The sequence below is a fragment of the Streptomyces vastus genome (genome assembly GCF_039532825.1).
GTDB lineage: Bacteria > Actinomycetota > Actinomycetes > Streptomycetales > Streptomycetaceae > Streptomyces > Streptomyces vastus.
In genome coordinates, this window is sequence record NZ_BAAASJ010000081.1 from 131704 (window position 1) to 150720 (window position 19017).

A 19017-nucleotide genomic window follows, 5' to 3' on the forward strand; every position below is an offset into this window, starting at 1 on the left:
GAACCGGGCAGAACCCCCCGAAAAGACGCAGCATATGCTCGCCGTATGGCTGATGTTCTTCCTTTGGTGGAGGCCCGGTTGCGTAGCGCGCTGGGCGAACCGGACGCGCGCGCCGCGGTCACCTTCCTCGGCACGGACCGCATCGAGGTGCTCCGCTTCAGCGGCGGAGCCGCCGGGGAAGAGATCGTCCGCTACGCCACGCTCGGCATGTCCGCGCAGCCGATGGCCGACCCCACGGCGGCCCTCGCCGACCCGGTCAAGGGCCCGCGCGCCGAACTGGTCCTCTCCGTACGGGCGGGCGTCGCCGACACCGACAAGGTGCTTCGCCCGCTCGCCGTACTGGCCGCGTCTCCGCAGGTCGAGGGCCTGGTCGTGGCCCCCGGAGCATCGCTCGACGTCGGCGAACCCCTGTGGCCGGGCGCCCCGTTCACCTCCGTACTGGTCGCCGAGCCGGGCGGTCTCGTCGAGGACCTGGACCTGGACGAGCCCCTCGATCCCGTACGTTTCCTGCCGCTGCTCCCGATGACGCCGAACGAGGCGGCGTGGAAGCGGGTGCACGGCGCGCAGGCTCTCCAGGAACGCTGGCTCACCGGCGGAACGGACCTGCGCGATCCTGCGCGCAAGTCCGTATCTCTCGACTGAACCCAACCGTTCGCTGGATTCGGCCAGTTGGGAATGTCACACTCGTGTCGTCGGCGGCGACGTGGCTCGCCGGACGGGTGATCGTCCTTGACGCGGCGACAGCCGGGGAGGACCGTTGGGGCCTATGAGGGGCGAACCCAGTTGCCCGAAGTGTGGTGGCCGGGTCAGGGCTCCCGGACTCTTTGCCGACTCCTGGCAGTGTGATGTGCACGGCCCTGTGCATCCGCTGCAGCCCGTGATCCCGCCCAGCGTCGAGGCCCTCAGCGTCGTGGTGCACCGTGCGCGCGTGCCGGTGTGGATGCCCTGGCCGCTGCCCGTCGGCTGGCTCTTCACGGGTGCGGCCTTCGCGGGCGACGACCGCAGCGGCGGCCGTGCCACCGTCGTGGCCTGCTCGGGCCCGGGCCCGCTCGGCGGTGTAGGAGAGCTGGTGCTCGTTGCCGAGGAGCTCGGCGTGGGCCTCGGTGCGCGGTACGCGGGAATCGACGGCCCGGACCCGGGCCCGTACATGAACGTCGAGAAGCCGGCCCAGGCGAAGGTCCTCGCGGCGGGCCGCCCGACTCCCCTCTGGCTGGTCTCCGGCACCCCCGACGACCGTGCCGTCTTCGCCGGAGAGGCGCGCGGCCTGTGGCTGTGGGCGGTCGTCTGGCCCGAGCAGTCGGGCCTGCTGATGTACGACGAGCTGGTACTGACCGACCTGCGGGACGCGGGCGCGGAGGTGGACCTGCTGCCGTGCGGGGCGCTGTCACCGCGGATCCTGGAGCCCTAGGGGGCTCAGGGGCGGGGCCGTGTGCGGCTCCCGTTACCCTGGAGTGTCCCCTTCCGCCCGGTCAGAGCCTGGAGTCCTCGTACGTGCGCATCGATCTGCACACCCACTCCACCGCTTCCGACGGTACGGACACACCCGCCGAGCTGGTGCGCAACGCTGTCGCGGCCGGTCTGGACGTCGTCGCGCTGACCGACCACGACACCACCCGGGGATACGCCGAGGCCATCGCCGCGGTTCCGGAAGGCCTCACTCTCGTCACCGGAGCCGAGCTCTCCTGCCGTCTCGACGGCGTGGGCCTGCACATGCTGGCGTACCTCTTCGATCCCGAGGAGCCCGACCTGCTGCGCGAGCGCGAGCTCGTACGCGACGACCGGGTGCCGCGGGCCCACGGCATGATCCGTAAGCTCCAGGAGCTGGGCGTGCCGGTGACCTGGGAACAGGTGGCGCGGATCGCGGGAGACGGGTCCGTGGGGCGGCCGCACATCGCGACCGCGCTGGTCGAGCTGGGCGTCGTGCCCAGCGTCTCCGACGCCTTCACGCCCGACTGGCTCGCCGACGGCGGACGGGCCTATGTCGAGAAGCACGAGTCGGACCCCTTCGAGGCGATCCGGCTGGTCAAGGCCGCGGGCGGCGTGACCGTCTTCGCGCATCCCGCCGCGGCCAAGCGGGGCCAGGTCGTGCCGGAGTCCGCGATCGCCGAGCTCGCGGCGGCCGGACTCGACGGGATCGAGGTCGACCACATGGACCACGACCCGGCGACCCAGGCCCGACTCCGCGGCCTGGCAGCCGAGTTGGGGCTGCTGGCGACCGGGTCCAGCGACTATCACGGCAGCCGCAAGACGTGCGTGCTCGGGGAGTTCACCACGGACCCCGAGATCTACGGGGAGATCACGCGGCGGGCCGCGGGGGCGTTCCCGGTGCCGGGTGCGGGCGGGGCCGCAGGAGTCTGACCCTCTCCTGTCCCGGGGGCTCTGCCCCTCCCTGTCGCACCCCGTCCCACACCAAGGCTCACCGTGTTCGACCTCGCCGTCTTCGGCTCACTCTTCCTCACCCTCTTCGTCATCATGGATCCCCCGGGGATCACCCCGATCTTTCTCGCTCTGACGTCCGGACGGCCGGCGCGGGTGCAGAAGCGGATGGCGTTCCAGGCCGTCTGCGTGGCCGGCGCTGTGATCACCGTGTTCGGGCTGCTCGGGCACCAGATCCTGAACTACCTGCATGTGTCCGTGCCCGCGCTGATGATCGCCGGCGGCCTGCTGCTCCTGCTGATCGCCCTCGATCTGCTCACCGGGAAGACAGATGAGCCCAAGCAGACCAAGGACGTCAACGTCGCCCTCGTACCCCTGGGCATGCCGCTGCTCGCGGGACCGGGCGCCATCGTGTCCGTCATCCTCGCGGTGCAGAAGGCCGACGGCGTCGCGCCACAGGTGGCGGTGTGGACCGCGATCCTCGCCATCCACGTCGTGCTGTGGCTGGTGATGCGGTACTCGCTGCTGATCATCCGTGTCATCAAGGACGGCGGGGTCGTCCTGGTGACCCGGCTCGCCGGCATGATGCTCTCCGCGATCGCCGTGCAGCAGATCATCAACGGGGTCACGCAGGTGATCCAGTCGAGCTGAACAGCTGAACAGCTGAACAGAGCTGAACAGATTCTGAGCAGAGCCGAACACGCAGAACCCCGTACGGCATCGATGCCGTACGGGGTTCTGAAGTGTGCTGTCGGGCGTCCGCGCGTTATGAGGCCGGGGATTCGGCCGGGCGGATCAGGATGCGCTGGCCGATGGCGGCGGCCTGCTGCACGATCCGGTTGACGGAGGCGGCGTCCACGACGGTCGTGTCCACGGCGGTGCCGTCGACGTCGTCGAGGCGCATGATTTCGAAGCGCATATGGCTTCTCCCTTCGTCTGGTCATCCTCCTGAAGGAGAACTACTGGTACGTGGAACATGGGGCGTCTGTGCCCTGGGTTCCCCAACGAGTCAACGGGATGCCGGTTACAAACATTCCCTACGCTAAATAAATTTTTCGAACACCTAACTACCTGCTGGTAATGGACCGCTTGTGTTCACACAGTGACGTCCTGCGACAATGAGGCGCATATGAATGACGACTTCGCGGGAAGCGACGCACTGGCCGCCCTCGGTGCGCGTATGGACCGCACGAACGAGCTGCTCCAGCGCATGCTCGCCGAGGTGGCGAAGACGCCGTCGACCCATGCGATCTTCGTCGACGCAGGCTACCTGTACGCGGCCGCGGGGCGGCTCGTCGCCGGTACGGAGGACCGCCGGGCCTTCGATCTGGATGCCGAGGGCCTCATCGAGGCGCTCATCGACAGGGCGCGCACGATCTTCGCGGACAGCAGGCTGCTGCGCGTCTACTGGTACGACGGGGCGCGCCGCCGCATCCACACGGCGGAGCAGCAGTCCATCGCCGAGCTGCCCGACGTCAAGGTCCGGCTGGGCAACCTCAACGCCAACAACCAGCAGAAGGGCGTCGACTCCCTGATCCGAAGCGACCTGGAGTCACTCGCCAGGCACCGCGCCATCAGCGACGCCGCACTCATCGGCGGCGACGAGGACCTGGTCTCCGCGGTCGAGGCGGCGCAAGGGTACGGGGCCCGGGTCCACCTCTGGGGCATCGAGGCGCCGGAGGGGCGCAACCAGGCGGAGCCGCTGCTCTGGGAGGTCGACAGTCAGCGGACCTTCGACCTGGAGTTCTTCAAGCCGTACGTCTCCCGTCGGACCGCCGCCTCGTACGAAGCCGCTGCGGGGGCGCGGCCCACGCGGGAGGACGTGCGGTTCGTGGGAGCGCAGATCGCCGCACAGTGGCTGGGGGCGCGAGGGCGGGAGGCGCTGGCGGAGCTGCTGCCCGGGCATCCGTATCTGCCCGGGCCTGTCGACCAGGATCTGCTGGTGGAGGCGGAGGGCTTGCTGCAGTACTCGCTACGGGGACAGGCGGATCTGCGGCGGGCGTTGCGGGACGGGTTCTGGGGGCACTTGCAGGCTCAGTACTGAGCCCTACTCGGTCTGGGCCCTCATCGGTCTGGGCCTTTACTCGCTCTGGTCGGTCTGGTTCCAGAAGGCGGCCAGGGCTTCGGCCGTTTCCAGGGGGCGGTCCGTGTTGGGGGAGTGCTCGGCTCCGCGTACGACCGTGCGGTGGGCCTTGAGGCGTACGGCCATGTCGTCGAGGAGCGGTACCGGCCAGGTGCCGTCCTCTTCGCCTGACAGGACGTGCAAGGGGATCCGTACGGCGGCCAGTTCGGCGACTCGGTCGGGTTCCGTACACAACTGGCGGCCCGCGGCGATGAGTTGAGCGGGGCTGTTGCCGAGCCAGCGTTGCCTGAGCACTTCGAGGTCGTCGAGTCCGGCGTCCAGGTCCTGCTGGTCGGCCGCGTCCTCGGGAGGCTCCAGTGCCTGGATCGCGTCCCACACCTGCGCCATGTTCATCACGGCCAGCGCGTCCCGCAGAAGCTTGACGCGCAACTGTTGTGAGGCGGAGATCTCGGCCGGCCCTGAGGCGATGAGGCTGAGCGAACGGAAGCGGGAGGAGTCCAGCAGCACGGCGGCCCGGGCGACCTGTCCGCCGAACGAGTGGCCGACGAGGTGGACCCGTTCCTGCTGTGTGCCGGTGAGCGTGTCGACCTGGGCAAGTACGTCCCGCGCCAACTCGCCCTGCGCATACGGGGCTTCGTCGTCTCTCGGGCCAGGAGTCTCGTACTGGCCCCGTCCGTCCACGGCGACGGTCCGGTATCCGGCCGCGGCCAGGGGTTCGTGCAGGGAGATGAAGTCCTCCTTGCTGCCGGTGAACCCTGGCAGCAGGAGCGCGGTTCCCTTCGCTTCGACGCCGGTTGCCACGGGGGCGTCGATCACGGCGAACTCACCGCGCGCGGTGCCGAGCCGGTACGCACGGGCGCCGGGCGGCGGGACAAAGGTGGCGGGCCTGCTCATGAGGAGGAGGCTATCTGGGGAACCTGTCGGGTGGGTTGCGGGGCGGGTGGCCTTTCCGCGCTGCGGCAACGGCCCGGCCCCAAGTGTTGGGGCCGGGCCGTCGGAGAGAGGCTCAGCTCTCGGTTGCCTCGGTGGCTGCCGCCTTCTTGCGCGTGCGACGGCGGGGTGTCGCCTCCGGCGCTTCCGTGTCGGCGGGCGTGGCCGCCGCCTTGCGGGTACGCCGGGGCTTGGCCGGGGCCTCGTCCGTGACAGGCTCCGCCGCCTGAGCCGGGATGGTGGCTTCCGCCGCCTTACGGGTGCGGCGGCGCGGCTTGGCCTCGGTGGCCTCGGCGGTGTCCACGGCGACCTCAGCAGCGGCCGCAGTCTTGCGGGTCCGGCGCGGCTTGGTCTCCGCCACCTCGACCGCCGTGCCTTCGGCCGTGTCGAGCGCGGCCTGTGCTGCCTTACGCGTACGGCGGCGCGGCGTGGTCGCGGGCTCCTCCGTCGCGGTCGCCTGGGCCGGGATGTCGGCCCCGGCGGCTTCGGCAACCTTGCGCGTACGGCGACGGGGCTTGGCCTCGGTCGCCTCGGCTGTGTCCACCACTGCCTCGGCCGTTGCCTTGCGGGTCCGGCGCGGCTTGGTCTCCACCACCTCGGCCACGGTGCCGTCCGTCGTCTCCGCAGCCGTTTCGGCGGCCTTGCGAGTACGACGGCGGGGCTTGGTCGCGGTCGGCTCGGCCACCTCGGTCGCCGCCTTCGTGCCGTCCGCCGTGTCCACGGCCGTTTCGGCAGCCTTGCGAGTACGGCGGCGCGGCCTCGGCTCGGCGGGGGCAGCCACCTCGGCCATCTCCGTCGCTTCCTCGACGACGGTGGCCGCCGACTCGGCGACCTCCGCGGTCTTGCGCGTACGACGCCGGCGTGGCGTCGGCTCGGCCGACTCCACAAGCTCAGCCGACTCCACAAGCTCAGCCGTCGGCCCGGTGGTCTCCGGCGTGGTGCCCTCGGCCGTGGCGACGGCCGTCTCGGCCGACTCCCCGGCACGCGTCCGGCGACGGCGACGTGGGGTGCGCGACTCGGCTGCCGGGGTCTCAGCGGTGGCCGCCGGGTCCGTGGCATCGAGCGGCGCACCGTTGCGCATACGGCGGCGTCGACGCGGCGTACGCGCCGGGCGCTCGGGCTCGCGGTCACGCTCCGGGGCCGAGGAACGGCCACCGCGACCGCGCACACCACGCCCGCCGGTCTCACCGAGGTCCTCGACCTCCTCGGCCGCGAGCCCGGCGCGGGTGCGCTCGGCGCGCGGCAGGACGCCCTTCGTGCCCGCCGGAATGCCCAGCTCCTCGAAGAGATGCGGGGACGTGGAGTACGTCTCCGGCGGATCGTTGAAGCCAAGCGCCAGCGCCTTGTTGATGAGCTGCCAGCGCGGGATGTCGTCCCAGTCGACGAGCGTGATCGCGATGCCCTTGGCGCCCGCGCGGCCCGTACGGCCGATGCGGTGCAGGTACGTTTTCTCGTCCTCGGGGGACTGGTAGTTGATGACGTGCGTCACGCCTTCGACGTCGATGCCGCGCGCGGCCACGTCGGTGCAGACAAGCACGTCCACCTTGCCGTTGCGGAACGCCCGCAGCGCCTGCTCACGCGCGCCCTGGCCGAGGTCGCCGTGGACCGCGCCGGAGGCGAAGCCGCGCTGCTGCAGCTGGTCGGCGAGGTCCGCAGCCGTCCGCTTCGTACGGCAGAAGACCATCGCGAGCCCGCGGCCGTCGGCCTGGAGTATGCGCGAGACCATCTCGGGCTTGTCCATGTTGTGCGCGCGGTAGACGAACTGCGCGGTGTTCCTGACCGTCTGGCCCTCGTCGTCCGGCGCCGTGGCGCGGATGTGCGTGGGCTGCGACATGTAGCGGCGCGCGAGACCGATGACGGCGCCCGGCATGGTCGCCGAGAACAGCATCGTCTGGCGGCGGGCCGGCAGCATGTTGATGATCTTCTCGACATCGGGCAGGAAGCCCAGGTCGAGCATCTCGTCGGCCTCGTCGAGGACGAGCGCGCGCACATGCTTGAGGTTGAGCTTCTTCTGGCCCGCGAGGTCAAGGAGACGGCCCGGGGTGCCGACGACCACGTCGACGCCCTTCTTGAGGGCCTCGACCTGCGGCTCGTACGCCCGGCCGCCGTAGATGGCGAGAACGCGTACGTTACGGACCTTGCCCGCGGTGAGCAGGTCATTCGTCACCTGCGTGCACAGTTCGCGCGTGGGGACCACGACGAGTGCCTGCGGGGCGTCGGTGAGCTGCTCGGGCTGGGCGCGGCCCGCCTCGACGTCCGCGGGGACGGTGACGCGCTCGAGGAGCGGGAGGCCGAAGCCCAGCGTCTTGCCGGTGCCGGTCTTGGCCTGGCCGATGACGTCGCTGCCCGAAAGGGCGACGGGGAGCGTCATCTCCTGGATGGGAAAGGGATTGATGATGCCGACGGCTTCGAGGGCCTCGGCTGTCTCGGTAAGAATCCCGAGATCTCGGAAGGTTGTAGTCAGGGTGCTGCCTCTTCTGTGTATGCGACACGAGGCGAGCGCGGGGGTCGTTGAACCGTGCCGGGGACGTCGGCCGCCGAGAAGGCGGGCCTTAGTGGCACGGGACCACTGCCGACGCTCGAGCGCTCTTGCCGCTGAGGGTCTCTCCGGACTCCGTACGCACTGTGCCTTACGGACGAGGAGAGCTGTCGGGTCGGAGCCGATCGGGCCACCGACCGGGCATCCTCATTCATATGGCCCGTTGAGATACGTAGATCAGCTCAGCGGGCTCATTACCACCATACCCCGGAATCGCGCATATGCGATGGTCGATTTGGTCACGTAGTGGTCGTCACACTGGCTGACCAGGGGCTTACGCCTTGCTGTGAGCGGGCTATTGTGCGCTTCATGACGACGCCCGACAACAACGCCGACACTGCCGCCGACACCTCAGCCGAAGACACCGGAGTCGCCGCCCAGGACTGGACGAAGGCCTCCGTCGATCCCCACTACCGCGCCGCGGTCGTCGACCTGCTCGGAGCGCTCGCGTACGGGGAGTTGGCGGCGTTCGAGCGGCTCGCGGAGGACGCCAAGCTGGCGCCGACTCTCGCCGACAAGGCGGAGCTCGCGAAGATGGCCTCGGCGGAGTTCCACCACTTCGAGCAGTTGCGGGACCGGCTCGCGGCGATCGGGGCGGAGCCGACGGAGGCGATGGAGCCGTTCGTCGCGGCGCTCGACGGCTTCCACCGGCAGACGGCGCCGTCGGACTGGCTGGAGGGCCTCGTCAAGGCGTACGTCGGCGACTCGATCGCCAGCGACTTCTACCGCGAGGTCGCGGCGCGGCTCGACTCCGATACGCGGGCTCTGGTGCTCTCCGTACTCGACGACACGGGGCACGCGAGCTTCGCCGTCGAGAAGGTGCGCGCCGCGATCGACGCGGACCCGCGCGTGGGCGGACGGCTCGCGCTGTGGGCGCGACGGCTGATGGGCGAGGCGCTTTCCCAGTCCCAGCGCGTGGTCGCCGACCGGGACGCGCTGTCGACGATGCTCGTCGGCGGGGTCGCGGACGGATTCGACCTCGCGGAGGTCGGCCGGATGTTCTCCCGCATCACGGAGGCGCACACGAAGCGGATGGCTGCGCTTGGCCTCGCGGCCTGAGCCAATGTGACCGACGGTGGGTTCGCTGTCTGTGGGTCCGTTATGGCTGGTCGCGCAGTTCCTCGCGCCTCTTACAGGGCGCCCCGGTGCGGGGCGCTCTTCCCGGTGCGGGGCGCTTCAGGGCTCCTCGTCGGGATCCTTGCTCACACCGTCGCCGAGTGGCGGCGGAGTCTTCCCGCCGGGCGGAGGAGCAAGGACACGGACGCCGTGGCGACGGCCACCGCGCCGATGAGGATCAGCAGCAGGTTTCCGCCCAGTGCGCTGTGCGTGAGGAACGCGCCGAACAGGCCTCCGGCTGCGCCCGTCGACAGGACCAGGCGGTGGGCGGGGAGACGGTGCGACAGGCGGTGCGTCGCCAGCCAGGCCACTGCCAGACCGAGGATCGCGGAGCCGAGCGCTTCCAAGAACATGGGTGGGGTCCCTCCCGCACGGCCGTGTGCATTTCGGTCGTAGCCCGTCTTACCCGTGGCCTGCGGAACGCAATCATCCCCTGTGGGCGGTCTGTGCTCCGTCTGTGGGGATCGCGCGGGCAAGAAAGCGAGGGGATCCGCAGTGGTCGGCATGACAGAACGACATGACGAGGGCCCGTGGCTACAAGCCACGGGCCCTCGTCGCGACGTAACTACAGCGCGCCGAAGCCCACCTTGCGCGGGGCCGGCTCGCCGATCTCCACGTACGCCAGACGGTCGGCCGGGACCAGGACCTTGCGGCCGTGGTCGTCCACGAGGCTCAGCAGCTGCGACTTGCCGGCCAGCGCTTCGGACACCGCCCGCTCGACCTCCTCGGCGGTCTGACCGCTCTCCAGAACGATCTCGCGAGGCGCGTGCTGCACGCCGATCTTGACCTCCACGGCTATGTCCCTCCGACGGTCACTGATGTGCGCGTTCGTCCGCGCCGTACGCAGCACACATTAGCCCGGTGAGGGGACGTACACGGTGCGTCCAAGAACGCCAGGAGCGAACAGTGGACGGGAACAAGGACACGGTCAGTGGTGCTCGCTGCCGTGCAGCGGGAAGCCGGCGATACCGCGCCAGGCCAGTGAGGCCAGCAACTGCACCGCCTGGTCGCGCGGCACGCTGCGGTCGCTGTGCAGCCAGGAACGCGCCACCACTTGCGCGAGCCCGCCCAGACCCGAGGCGAGCAGCATCGACTCGGCCTTGGACAGGCCGGTGTCCTCCGCGATGACCTCGGAGATCGCCTCCGCGCACTCGAATGTGACCTTGTCCACGCGCTCACGCACCGCGGGCTCGTTCGTCAGATCCGACTCGAAGACGAGCCGGAATGCGCCGCCGTCGTCCTCGACGTAGACGAAGTACGCGTCCATCGTGGCCCGTACGCGCTGCTTGTTGTCGGTCGTCGAGGCCAGCGCGCCCCGGACTGCCTGGAGCAGGGACTCGCAGTGCTGGTCCAGCAGGGCCAGGTAGAGATCGAGCTTGCCCGGAAAGTGCTGGTAGAGCACCGGCTTGCTGACTCCCGCGCGCTCGGCGATGTCGTCCATCGCGGCCGCGTGATATCCCTGCGCGACGAACACTTCCTGGGCTGCGCCGAGGAGCTGGTTGCGTCGGGCACGGCGCGGCAGGCGTGTGCCCCGCGGGCGTGCCGCCTCTGTCTGCTCGATGGCTGTCACGCCGCCTCCCAAAATCGTCCACGTGCGGTGTGCGCCGCGCCGCCATCGTACTTTTCGGTAACCGTGCTGTGCGCGGTGCGAGCGCAGAATTTCACGGACCGGACGCCGGTGAAAACCGCACAGAACGAATCAAACAGGAGCATGCCGGGCAGGCCGTCCCTCGGATGCGCGGCTCGAAGCGATCACCGGTAGTCGTCCTCGTCGAGCTCGACGATCCTTGCCTGCTCCGCGCGGTCCGCCTCGTTCGCGTTGTCCAGATTGGCCCGCTCGGAGCCGCTCACAGGCTCGTCCTGGTGGGGTGCGAGCTCCGCGTGCTGCTCGGCGGCGTCGGCCTCGGGGGCCTCCACGTCGAATTCGGTGGAGGTTGAATCAGCTTCGACGAGAGTCTCGGGGTCGGTGGGGTCGACGGTCATGGAGTCCTCTTCCCGAGTAGTGCGAGTGCCTGCTTGCACAAGTACGAGTGCCCTCGTTCACGAAGCGTATGAGAGTGCGGACCGAGTCGCTATGCGATCCCGTGGCGATCCGACGCCGATTTCGGCGGGGCTGCGGCGGAGGCCTGTGACGGTGGTCCGGACGGGCTCGTCGCCGTCCCTTGTCACGGAATTCGATGGGGACTTGTGATGGCGAACACACGATCCACCACGTGATCGTCTCGTAACATTGCTGCATGTCTTCGACCGATCTGCCGTCTGTCCTGGCCACCTCTGTCGCGCCGAAAGTCGGTGCCGTCAGGGTGGCGGCGGGGGAGCGGCTGCGCACGGTCGGGCTGCCCGGGATCACGCTGACGATCCGGTCGAGACCGCCGGCCCGCGAGGGGCTGCCGCCCGCGTTGTATGTGCATGGGCTGGGCGGTTCCTCGCAGAACTGGTCGGCGCTCATGCCCCTGCTGGACGGCCTCGTGGATAGCGAGGCCGTTGATCTGCCGGGCTTCGGCGACTCACCGCCGCCGGACGACGGCGACTATTCGGTGACCGGGCACGCGCGCGCGGTCATCCGCTATCTCGACTCGGCCGACCGCGGTCCGGTGCACCTCATCGGGAACTCGATGGGCGGCGCGGTCACGACGCGCGTCGCGGCCGTACGTCCCGATCTCGTGCGGACGCTCACGCTGGTGTCGCCCGCGCTGCCGGAGGTCCTGGTACAGCGCTCGGCGGTGCCGACGGCGCTGCTGGCGCTGCCCGGGGTCGCGAGCGCCTTCACCCGCTTCACCAAAGACTGGTCCGCCGAGCAGCGCGTACGAGGCGTCATGGCGCTCTGCTACGGGGATCCGACCATCGTCACCCCCGAAGCGTTCCGCAACGCGGTCGAGGAGATGGAGCGGCGGCTCGCCCTCCCGTACTTCTGGGACGCCATGGCGCGCTCGGCCCGCGGCATCGTGAACGCGTACACGCTCGGCGGCCAGCACCGGCTGTGGCGTCAGGCCGAGCGGGTGCTCGCCCCGACGTTGCTCATCTACGGTGGCCGTGACCAGCTCGTCTCGTACCGCATGGCCCAGCGAGCGGCCCGGGCCTTCCGTGATTCCCGGCTGCTCACGCTTCCGGACGCGGGGCATGTGGCGATGATGGAGTACCCCGAGACGGTGGCCACCTCTGTCCGTGAACTTCTCGCGGACGCGGGCGAGTTGGCCGACGCCGGCACAACGAACAGGGCGGGGAGCTGAGGCGGCGCGTGGGACGTCACAGCCGACGTGGGCCGGCCCGTAAGGGCGACACCGCCGACAACCCCGTGGTTCCCGGAGGCCGTCCGGAGCCGAGCACCGGACGACGCCGGGTTCCCTCCGGACCGCAACCCCAGCCGCAGCCGCCACCGATGGGCGGTGGCCCCGGCACACCGGCGGGTGGGGTACCGCGGCTGCCCGAGGGGTGGGTACCGCGTCCGGATGCGCAGGGGGTTCCGAGGTTCCCCGACGGGACGCCCGCGGGCGGGGTTCCGCGGTACGCCGACGGCACTCCGGCTCATGGGGTTCCGCGACTGCCGGACGGCACGCCCGCGCATGGGGTCCCGCGGGTTTCTGACGGTACGCCTGCACACGGCGTCCCGCGGCTCCCTGACGGCACGCCCGCTCATGGCGTCCCGCGTTTCCCCGACGGCACGCCTGCACACGGCGTCCCCCAGGCCCGTGGTGCGCATCCCGAGCAGCGGGAGCCCGGCGGTGGCTGGGGGGTGTTCAGCGGGGCGCCCGGACATGGCGCGCCTCAGGGGCCGTACGCGGGGAGTCCCGGTGTATCGCAGGCTGCCGGGCCTGGGTCCGCCATACCGCAGCAGCGGCAATCTCCACCGCGTCCGAGGGGTCCCCGTCAGGCCTATGTCGACGCCTTCGACGAGGGCGACGACGTCTTCGCGCGGCGCTCCGCCGACCAGGCACTTCACTCGGGCCCGTACGACTCCGCCACCGAAGCCACCGACCGGTACCTCGACCCCGCGGAAACCGAGCACAAAGCGCCCCCGGGGCACGACCAGCTGGAGAAGGGCAAGGGCGGCAAGAGCTGGACCTTCACCGGGATCGCGGCCGCCGCCGTCACCACCGTGCTCGCCGTCGTCGTGGCCGGGCAGGTCATCGACGGGCGCGAGGACACCTCCGCGCGCCCGCCGGCCTCGGGCGGCGCGGACCGGGAAGCCAAGGACTCCGCGGCGCGCGGCAACACCAGGCCGACGCCTCCGTCCGAAGTCGAGGGCGCGACTGCGCCGACGTACGGGCAGTTGATGGCGAAGAAGTACCCGCTGGACGCGAAGCTCAAGGGCGGCGGGGAATTCGAGGCGGTCCGCGGATTCGACCAGGCACCCGGCACGGGACAGAAGTTCACCTATCGCGTCGACGTCGAGAAGGGGCTCGGGCTCGACGGCGGACTCTTCGCGCAGGCCGTGCAGAAGACCCTGAACGACGAACGGAGTTGGGCCCACGACGGTGCCCGTACCTTCGAGCGGGTCTCCACCGGGCAGCCCGACTTCGTCATCACGCTGGCCAGCCCCGGCACGACCGCGTTCTGGTGCGCCAAGTCGGGCCTGGACACCACCGTGGACAACGTCTCCTGTGACTCCGCGGCCACCGACCGCGTGATGATCAACGCGTATCGCTGGTCACAGGGCGCCCAGACGTACGGCGACAAGATGTACGCGTACCGGCAGATGCTGATCAACCACGAGATCGGCCACCGGCTCGGCTACGGCCATGTGACCTGCGACAAGGACGGCGAACTCGCGCCCGTCATGCAACAGCAGAGCAAGTTCCTCGAACACGACGGAATCCGGTGCCGGGCCAACCCCTGGCCGTTTCCCGCCGCTTGAGAAGCTTGCGATATGTAGTCGATTGATCTCTTAGCGCGACGAAACGCGGTCCGCACGGGAAAGTTACGACCGTTCACCCCTTTTGGTGGCGCGATGGACAACCGTCCATCGCGCCACCGTCATGTCCGCGTACGTTCGTTCCGCTGTGAGTCGCCGGGAACGGCGGCTCCCCATACGGAAGATCAGGGGTGCACTCGTGCGCATCGGACTGCTTACGGAGGGTGGCTATCCATATGTGAGCGGTGACGCCAGGCTCTGGTGCGACCGGCTCGTACGCGGGCTCGGGCAGCACGACTTCGACGTCTACGCGCTCAGTAGGAGCGAACGACAGCAGGGCGAGGGCTTCATCGAGCTCCCGCCCCAGGTCGGCCGCGTACGCACGGCGCCGTTATGGGCCGCGGGCGAGGACGGCGTCGCGTTCGGGCGCCGGGCGCGGCGGCGGTTCGCGGAGTGCTACGGGGAGTTGGCGGCGGCTGTTTGTGCGGGGGATGCCGTTGCGGGGGACGCCGCCGGGGCGGTCTCCGGGGATGGCGAATCGGGTGTGGCGGACCGTTTTGGCGGCGCGTTGTACGGGCTTGCTGAACTCGTCCGGGAGGAGGGCAGCGGCCTGGCCGGAGCCCTGCGTTCCGAAAGCGCCGTGCGCGCCCTGGAGAGCGCCTGCCGCGCGCCCGGCGCACTGCCCGCTGCGCGCGGGGCGCGTGTCCCGGATCTGCTCACCGTCGCCGACCGGATCGAGCGCACCCTGCGGCCGCTGTCGCTCGACTGGTACGACGAGGAGGACGGACTCGGCTCCGTCGACCTGTGCCACGCCACCTCTGGGGGCGCCGCGGCCCTGCCCGGGCTGCTCGCACGGCACTTCTGGGGCGTGCCGCTGCTGGTCACGGAGTACGGCGTGCGGTTGCGGGCGCACTACTTGGGCTCGCACGAGGAGTCCGGCCCGGCGCGGGCGCTGCTCGCGGCGTTCCAGGGCCGGCTCGCGGCCGAGATGTACGGGCAGGCCGCGCTCATCACGCCCGGCAACACGCACGCCCGCCGCTGGCAGGAGCGCTGCGGCGCCGACCGCGCCAAGCTCCGTACGGTCTATCCGGGCATGGAGGCGTCGCGCTTCTGGGAGGTGGGCGAGCGAGCGGAGTGCGCCGATCCGGACACGCTGGTCTGGGTCGGGCGGATCGAGCCGGGCAAGGACCTCGTCTCGCTGCTGCACGCCTTCGCCCAGGTCCGCAAGGCGCGGCCGAAGACCCGGTTGCGGATCGTGGGCACGCCTGCCGAGGGGCCGGTTGGGGCCGCGTATCTGTCCGACTGCAAGGCGCTGGCCGCGCGGCTCTTCCCCGATGGGGCGGAAGGCGTACGTAGGATCGGTGGCCGCCCGGTGTCGTTCGAGAAGATCGGCGCGCCGGACCTGTCGAGCCTCGCGGAGGCGTACGCGGCCGGGGCTGTGGTCGTTCTGTCCAGCGTCGTCGAGGGCTTCCCGATCAACCTCGTCGAGGCGATGTTCTGCGGGCGCGCCACGGTGTCCACGGACGTCGGCGCGGTGGTGGAGGTCATCGGCGGTACGGGTCTGGTGGTGCCGCCGCACAATCCGCGGGCGCTCGCCGAGGCGTGCGTCGCTCTGCTGCGCGACCCCGAGCGCCGTGCACTCCTCGGTGCGGCGGCACGCGCGCGTGCCCTCGAACTGTTCACCGTCGAGCAGAACATCGCGGCATTTCACGGCATTTACCTGGAGATCGTCTCGCACTGCCCGGTCCGCCGAGCCGACGCCACCGGCGAACCGCTGCCCTTCGCCGTACCGGCCGAGGCCCATGTGCGGGGTACCTGGGCCGAGTCCGCAACCCGGTCCGCGTCGGCGAGCGGCCCGCGGTGGGCTGCGGGGGCTCCGGCGGGGTCCGGGGCGGCAGGTGCCGGGGCGGCGGGCGCCCTTTCCGACTCGGCTCAGGAGCGGGTGCCGGCCGGGGAGGGGGCGCGATGAGCGGGTGGCAGCGCGACGTGGACCTGCCGAAGGCGCCGGGCGGTGTCGCGGCGTGGGATGCGGCCGCCTCCGACGAGGAGTGGCTGGTGACTGCTGGAGCGCCGGGTGCCATGGACGCTCCAGGGGTGCCCGGTTCGTCGGACGAGTCCAGCAGCCGGGGCGCCGTGGACCCCGTAAAAGCCCTGATGCACCGTCACCGTGAGCTGTGCGAGCGGGCCGTGGATCCGTTGGAGATCGCGGCGGGGCTGGAGGCGCACGGGGTGACCGACCGGACCGTGGCCCGCTTCCGGCACCGTGACGTGTTCTCGCTGGCCGAGGAGATCTACGCGCGCGTGCCCCGCGACGACGAGACGGGCCCAGGGGCGGCTGCGGTCAGTCTTCCAAAGGTGCGCGCCGATTGGGCCCTGCTCGCCCTGCTGCCGGGCGCCGTGTGTGCGGCGACGGTGACCGGGCTGCGCCTCACCGAGACCCGGCCGCGCCTCGCTGTCACGGTCGCCGTCCTGGGCGTACTCGCCATCGCCCTGTGCCTGCGCCTGGCTCTTGGCCGCGGTCCCCTGCACACCCCGCGCGCGTGGCGCACGACAAAGGGCACGCGCGCGTGGACCTGCTGGCTCCTCGCATACGCCCTCCTCGGCAACGGCCTGCTCGGCGCCGCCCTCGCGGGTGGCCCGGACAGCTGGCCGAACGGAGACCTCCACAGTCCTTGGCCAGTGCCTCTCGCGTCGGTGACGGCCCTGGTCATGGCCCTTGTCCCGGCGGCCGGGTGCGCCCACCTCTTCGCGGCACGTGCTCGGCGCAGGCTGGCCGCCAGCCGAGCTCTGGAGGAATTCGCCACCTCCGTACGGCCGCTGCTCCTGGGCGCGTTCGGGCTGTTCCTCTGCGTCCAGGGCGGACTGTTCGCGCTGTGCGGGACGCTGCTGGACGAGCCCGCCGGCCCCGCCGCGTACGCCGGGACCGGCGCCCTCGGCGCACTCCTCCTGCTCGCCCGGCTGCTCACCGTGCACGGCTTCACGCACGCCCCGGCCGTCGTACTGGCAGCCGCGGGCGCGACCGAGGCGACGGCTGTGGCGAGCGTCTTCGCGGGCCGCCTGCCCGCCTGCTCCTTCCTCGCCGTTCCCGTCGAAACCGTGGTCGACGCATGGGGCCCCGGTGCCGTGCCGGCCCTCGTGTGCGGGGCCGCGGCGCTCGTACTCCTGGTCCACGCGACCAGGACCCTCACCCGGGCCTCGGCCCACGCGGACCACGCTGACCACGGCGGGACGCCGTGAACCGCATCCCGAGCCCGGCACCCGGCCCCCGGCCCCCGTGCCGAGCGCAACCCTCCCGCGGGGCCGACACCGCGGGCCTCCCCGACCAACCATGGCAACACCCTCTAAGGAGACAAGAAATGATCACCCTCCGTATCGGAGAATCCACCCCGGGAGCCGCCCGATGAGGGTGCTGCTGATCGGAGCCAACGGATTTCTGGGCCGGTACGTCGCCGACCGACTCCTCGCCGACCCGGCCGTGCAGCTCACCGCGCTCGGCCGGGGCGACGACGCGGATGTACGGTTCGACCTCTCCAGCGGCAGCCCGGGCGCACTGACCCGCTTCCTGGACGCGGTGCACCCCGGCGTCGTCATCAACTGCGCGGGCGCCACCCGCGGCGGCGCCCGCGAACTGACCCGGCACAACACCGTCGCCGTCGCCACCGTCTGCGAGGCCCTGCGCCGCAGCGGCTGCGGGGCACGCCTCGTGCAGATCGGCTGCGGCGCGGAGTACGGCCCCAGCCAGCCCGGTTCCTGCACGGCCGAGGACGCCACGCCGCGCCCCGGCGGCCCGTACGGCGTCAGCAAGCTTGCCGGCACAGAACTCGTCCTGGGCTCCGGCCTGGACGCCGTCGTCCTGCGGGTCTTCTCGCCCGCCGGACCCGGCACCCCCGCCGGCTCGCCCCTCGGCCGCCTCGCCGAGGCCATGCGCCGGGCCATGCAGTCCGGCGACGGCGAACTGAAGGTGGGCGGACTCGGCATCCAGCGCGACTTCATCGACGTACGCGATGTCGCGCGCGCCGTCCATGCCGCCTCCCTCTCCGCCGCACAGGGCGTCATCAACATCGGCTCCGGACGTGCCGTACGCCTCCGGGACGCCGCCGCCGTCCTCGCGCGCGTGGCCGGCTACGGCGGCGCACTGCACGAACTCGACGCCCCGCCCGGAATCGTGAGGCCATCCATCGGTCACCCCCGCTCCGAAGCCGAGCACACGGCTCCGGCCGCGCACCCCTATCCCGACGGCTGCGGCAGCTGGCAGCAGGCCGATGTGCGCACCGCACGCGACCGGCTCGGCTGGCGGCCCCGCATCCACCTCGAAGAGTCCCTCGCCGATATCTGGATGGAGGCGGCATGCCGCATCTGACCAGCACCGCGGTGGGCACCGCGAGCACCGACATACGCTTCGGCTTCGGCGTCCCCGGCTATGCACACCCCCTCGTCGCGCCTCTCGAATGGGGCGAACTCACCCGCCCCGGCACCCCCTTGCACTGGGTCGTCCTCAACGTCGCCGACGGTCCCGGCATCCGGCCCGACCCGCACTGCCTCGCCGCGGCGGGGCGGCTGCGCAACGCGGGCGTCTGGGTCCTGGGGCACCTGGATGTGAGATACGGCGCACGCACTTTCGGTGAGCTGACCTCGGATGCGCACCGGTATCTCGACTGGTACCGGGTCGACGGCTTCTATCTGGACCGCTGTCCCACGGATCGGACAGGGCTCCCCGAGGTGAGCCGTACGGCCACGACCCTGCGCGCGTTCCTCGGCGAGGGCCATATCGTCCTCGGACACGGCTCCCACCCGCACCCCGGATATGCCGCAACCGCCGACCAGTTGGTGACTTTCTGTGGCCCCTGGAGTGAATACCGCTGGTCGCAGGTGGCGGAGTGGACCGCCGACCACCCGCCCGAACGCTTCTGCCACTTCGTGCACAGCGTGCCCCGCGGTCATCTCGAGGAGGCGCTTCGCATAGCCCGCTGGCAGGGCGCCTCGACGATCTACTTCACCGACCGCACGGACCGAGGCGGTCGCGTCGTCCCCTGGGAGACCATGCCCGGCTACTGGGACGAAATCGTCTCGCGGGTCGGAACGGGTGTCTCGGAATGAAGATGGGCGTGGCAGTGTTACGGC

19 protein-coding genes are annotated in these 19017 nt (G+C 70.9%); 12 read left to right on the plus strand and 7 right to left on the minus strand.

Annotation, left to right across the window (positions count from 1 at the left end; all coding sequences use genetic code 11):
- Positions 1-45 precede the first annotated feature (45 nt).
- From ABD357_RS29635 to ABD357_RS29650, 4 genes are all read left to right on the plus strand, one after another.
- Entirely contained in the window at positions 46-642 is a 597-nt protein-coding gene (locus tag ABD357_RS29635) for a suppressor of fused domain protein (RefSeq protein ID WP_344394086.1), read from the plus strand.
- A gap of 124 nt (positions 643-766) precedes the next feature.
- Positions 767-1408, plus strand: a complete 642-nt coding sequence (locus ABD357_RS29640; protein ID WP_344394087.1) for a DUF6758 family protein — start codon at positions 767-769, stop codon at positions 1406-1408.
- Positions 1409-1491: 83 nt separating this feature from the next.
- Positions 1492-2358 carry a PHP domain-containing protein gene (locus ABD357_RS29645; protein WP_344394088.1) on the plus strand — a complete coding sequence of 289 codons (867 nt, stop codon included), beginning with the start codon at positions 1492-1494 and terminating at the stop codon, positions 2356-2358.
- A 63-nt stretch (positions 2359-2421) separates the two neighbouring features.
- On the plus strand, positions 2422-3027 hold the full coding sequence (locus tag ABD357_RS29650) for a MarC family protein (protein ID WP_344394089.1): 606 nt from the start codon (positions 2422-2424) through the stop codon (positions 3025-3027).
- A gap of 115 nt (positions 3028-3142) precedes the next feature.
- Here ABD357_RS29650 and ABD357_RS29655 read toward each other — a convergent pair whose 3' ends face one another.
- Positions 3143-3295 (minus strand): hypothetical protein, encoded by a 153-nt coding sequence (locus ABD357_RS29655; protein WP_344394090.1) that lies wholly within the window; start codon positions 3293-3295, stop codon positions 3143-3145.
- Positions 3296-3505: 210 nt separating this feature from the next.
- Between ABD357_RS29655 and ABD357_RS29660 the strand changes: the two genes are divergently transcribed.
- The gene (locus tag ABD357_RS29660; protein ID WP_344394091.1) at positions 3506-4420 is read left to right on the plus strand and encodes an NYN domain-containing protein; all 915 of its coding nucleotides are present in this window, start codon (positions 3506-3508) and stop codon (positions 4418-4420) included.
- A gap of 36 nt (positions 4421-4456) precedes the next feature.
- On the opposite strand, the gene ABD357_RS29665 is transcribed toward ABD357_RS29660, so the two are convergent.
- Together ABD357_RS29665 and ABD357_RS29670 are read right to left on the minus strand one after the other, a co-directional pair.
- Positions 4457-5353, minus strand: coding sequence for an alpha/beta fold hydrolase (locus ABD357_RS29665; RefSeq protein ID WP_344394092.1), 897 nt, complete (start codon positions 5351-5353; stop codon positions 4457-4459).
- Positions 5354-5465: 112 nt separating this feature from the next.
- The gene (locus ABD357_RS29670; protein ID WP_344394093.1) at positions 5466-7760 is read right to left on the minus strand and encodes a DEAD/DEAH box helicase; all 2295 of its coding nucleotides are present in this window, start codon (positions 7758-7760) and stop codon (positions 5466-5468) included.
- A gap of 468 nt (positions 7761-8228) precedes the next feature.
- On the opposite strand from ABD357_RS29670, the gene ABD357_RS29675 reads away from it, so the two are divergent.
- Positions 8229-8987: a ferritin-like fold-containing protein gene (locus tag ABD357_RS29675; RefSeq protein ID WP_425585057.1), complete on the plus strand. Its 759-nt coding sequence runs from the start codon at positions 8229-8231 to the stop codon at positions 8985-8987.
- Between the two features lie 143 nt (positions 8988-9130).
- Here the strand turns inward: ABD357_RS29675 and ABD357_RS29680 are convergent, their stop codons facing one another.
- From ABD357_RS29680 to ABD357_RS29695, 4 genes are all read right to left on the minus strand, one after another.
- The gene (locus ABD357_RS29680; RefSeq protein ID WP_344394095.1) at positions 9131-9397 is read right to left on the minus strand and encodes a hypothetical protein; all 267 of its coding nucleotides are present in this window, start codon (positions 9395-9397) and stop codon (positions 9131-9133) included.
- A 212-nt stretch (positions 9398-9609) separates the two neighbouring features.
- Positions 9610-9837: a DUF3107 domain-containing protein gene (locus ABD357_RS29685; protein ID WP_033319983.1), complete on the minus strand. Its 228-nt coding sequence runs from the start codon at positions 9835-9837 to the stop codon at positions 9610-9612.
- A 135-nt stretch (positions 9838-9972) separates the two neighbouring features.
- Positions 9973-10614 carry a TetR/AcrR family transcriptional regulator gene (locus ABD357_RS29690; protein ID WP_344394096.1) on the minus strand — a complete coding sequence of 214 codons (642 nt, stop codon included), beginning with the start codon at positions 10612-10614 and terminating at the stop codon, positions 9973-9975.
- 182 nt (positions 10615-10796) lie between these two features.
- On the minus strand, positions 10797-11027 hold the full coding sequence (locus ABD357_RS29695; protein ID WP_344394097.1) for a hypothetical protein: 231 nt from the start codon (positions 11025-11027) through the stop codon (positions 10797-10799).
- A gap of 254 nt (positions 11028-11281) precedes the next feature.
- Between ABD357_RS29695 and ABD357_RS29700 the strand changes: the two genes are divergently transcribed.
- From ABD357_RS29700 to ABD357_RS29725, 6 genes are all read left to right on the plus strand, one after another.
- Positions 11282-12274, plus strand: coding sequence for an alpha/beta hydrolase (locus ABD357_RS29700; RefSeq protein WP_344394098.1), 993 nt, complete (start codon positions 11282-11284; stop codon positions 12272-12274).
- Between the two features lie 8 nt (positions 12275-12282).
- The gene (locus tag ABD357_RS29705; protein WP_344394099.1) at positions 12283-13899 is read left to right on the plus strand and encodes a DUF3152 domain-containing protein; all 1617 of its coding nucleotides are present in this window, start codon (positions 12283-12285) and stop codon (positions 13897-13899) included.
- 196 nt (positions 13900-14095) lie between these two features.
- A complete protein-coding gene (locus tag ABD357_RS29710) occupies positions 14096-15865 on the plus strand; it encodes a DUF3492 domain-containing protein (protein ID WP_344394100.1) in 1770 nt (589 codons plus the stop codon).
- Positions 15862-17133, plus strand: a complete 1272-nt coding sequence (locus tag ABD357_RS29715) for a hypothetical protein (protein WP_344394101.1) — start codon at positions 15862-15864, stop codon at positions 17131-17133. Before ABD357_RS29710 ends, ABD357_RS29715 begins: the two co-directional genes overlap by 4 nt.
- A gap of 163 nt (positions 17134-17296) precedes the next feature.
- Positions 17297-18256, plus strand: a complete 960-nt coding sequence (locus ABD357_RS29720) for an NAD-dependent epimerase/dehydratase family protein (protein ID WP_344394102.1) — start codon at positions 17297-17299, stop codon at positions 18254-18256.
- Positions 18244-18993, plus strand: a complete 750-nt coding sequence (locus tag ABD357_RS29725; protein WP_344394103.1) for a spherulation-specific family 4 protein — start codon at positions 18244-18246, stop codon at positions 18991-18993. Before ABD357_RS29720 ends, ABD357_RS29725 begins: the two co-directional genes overlap by 13 nt.
- Positions 18994-19017: the final 24 nt, after the last annotated feature.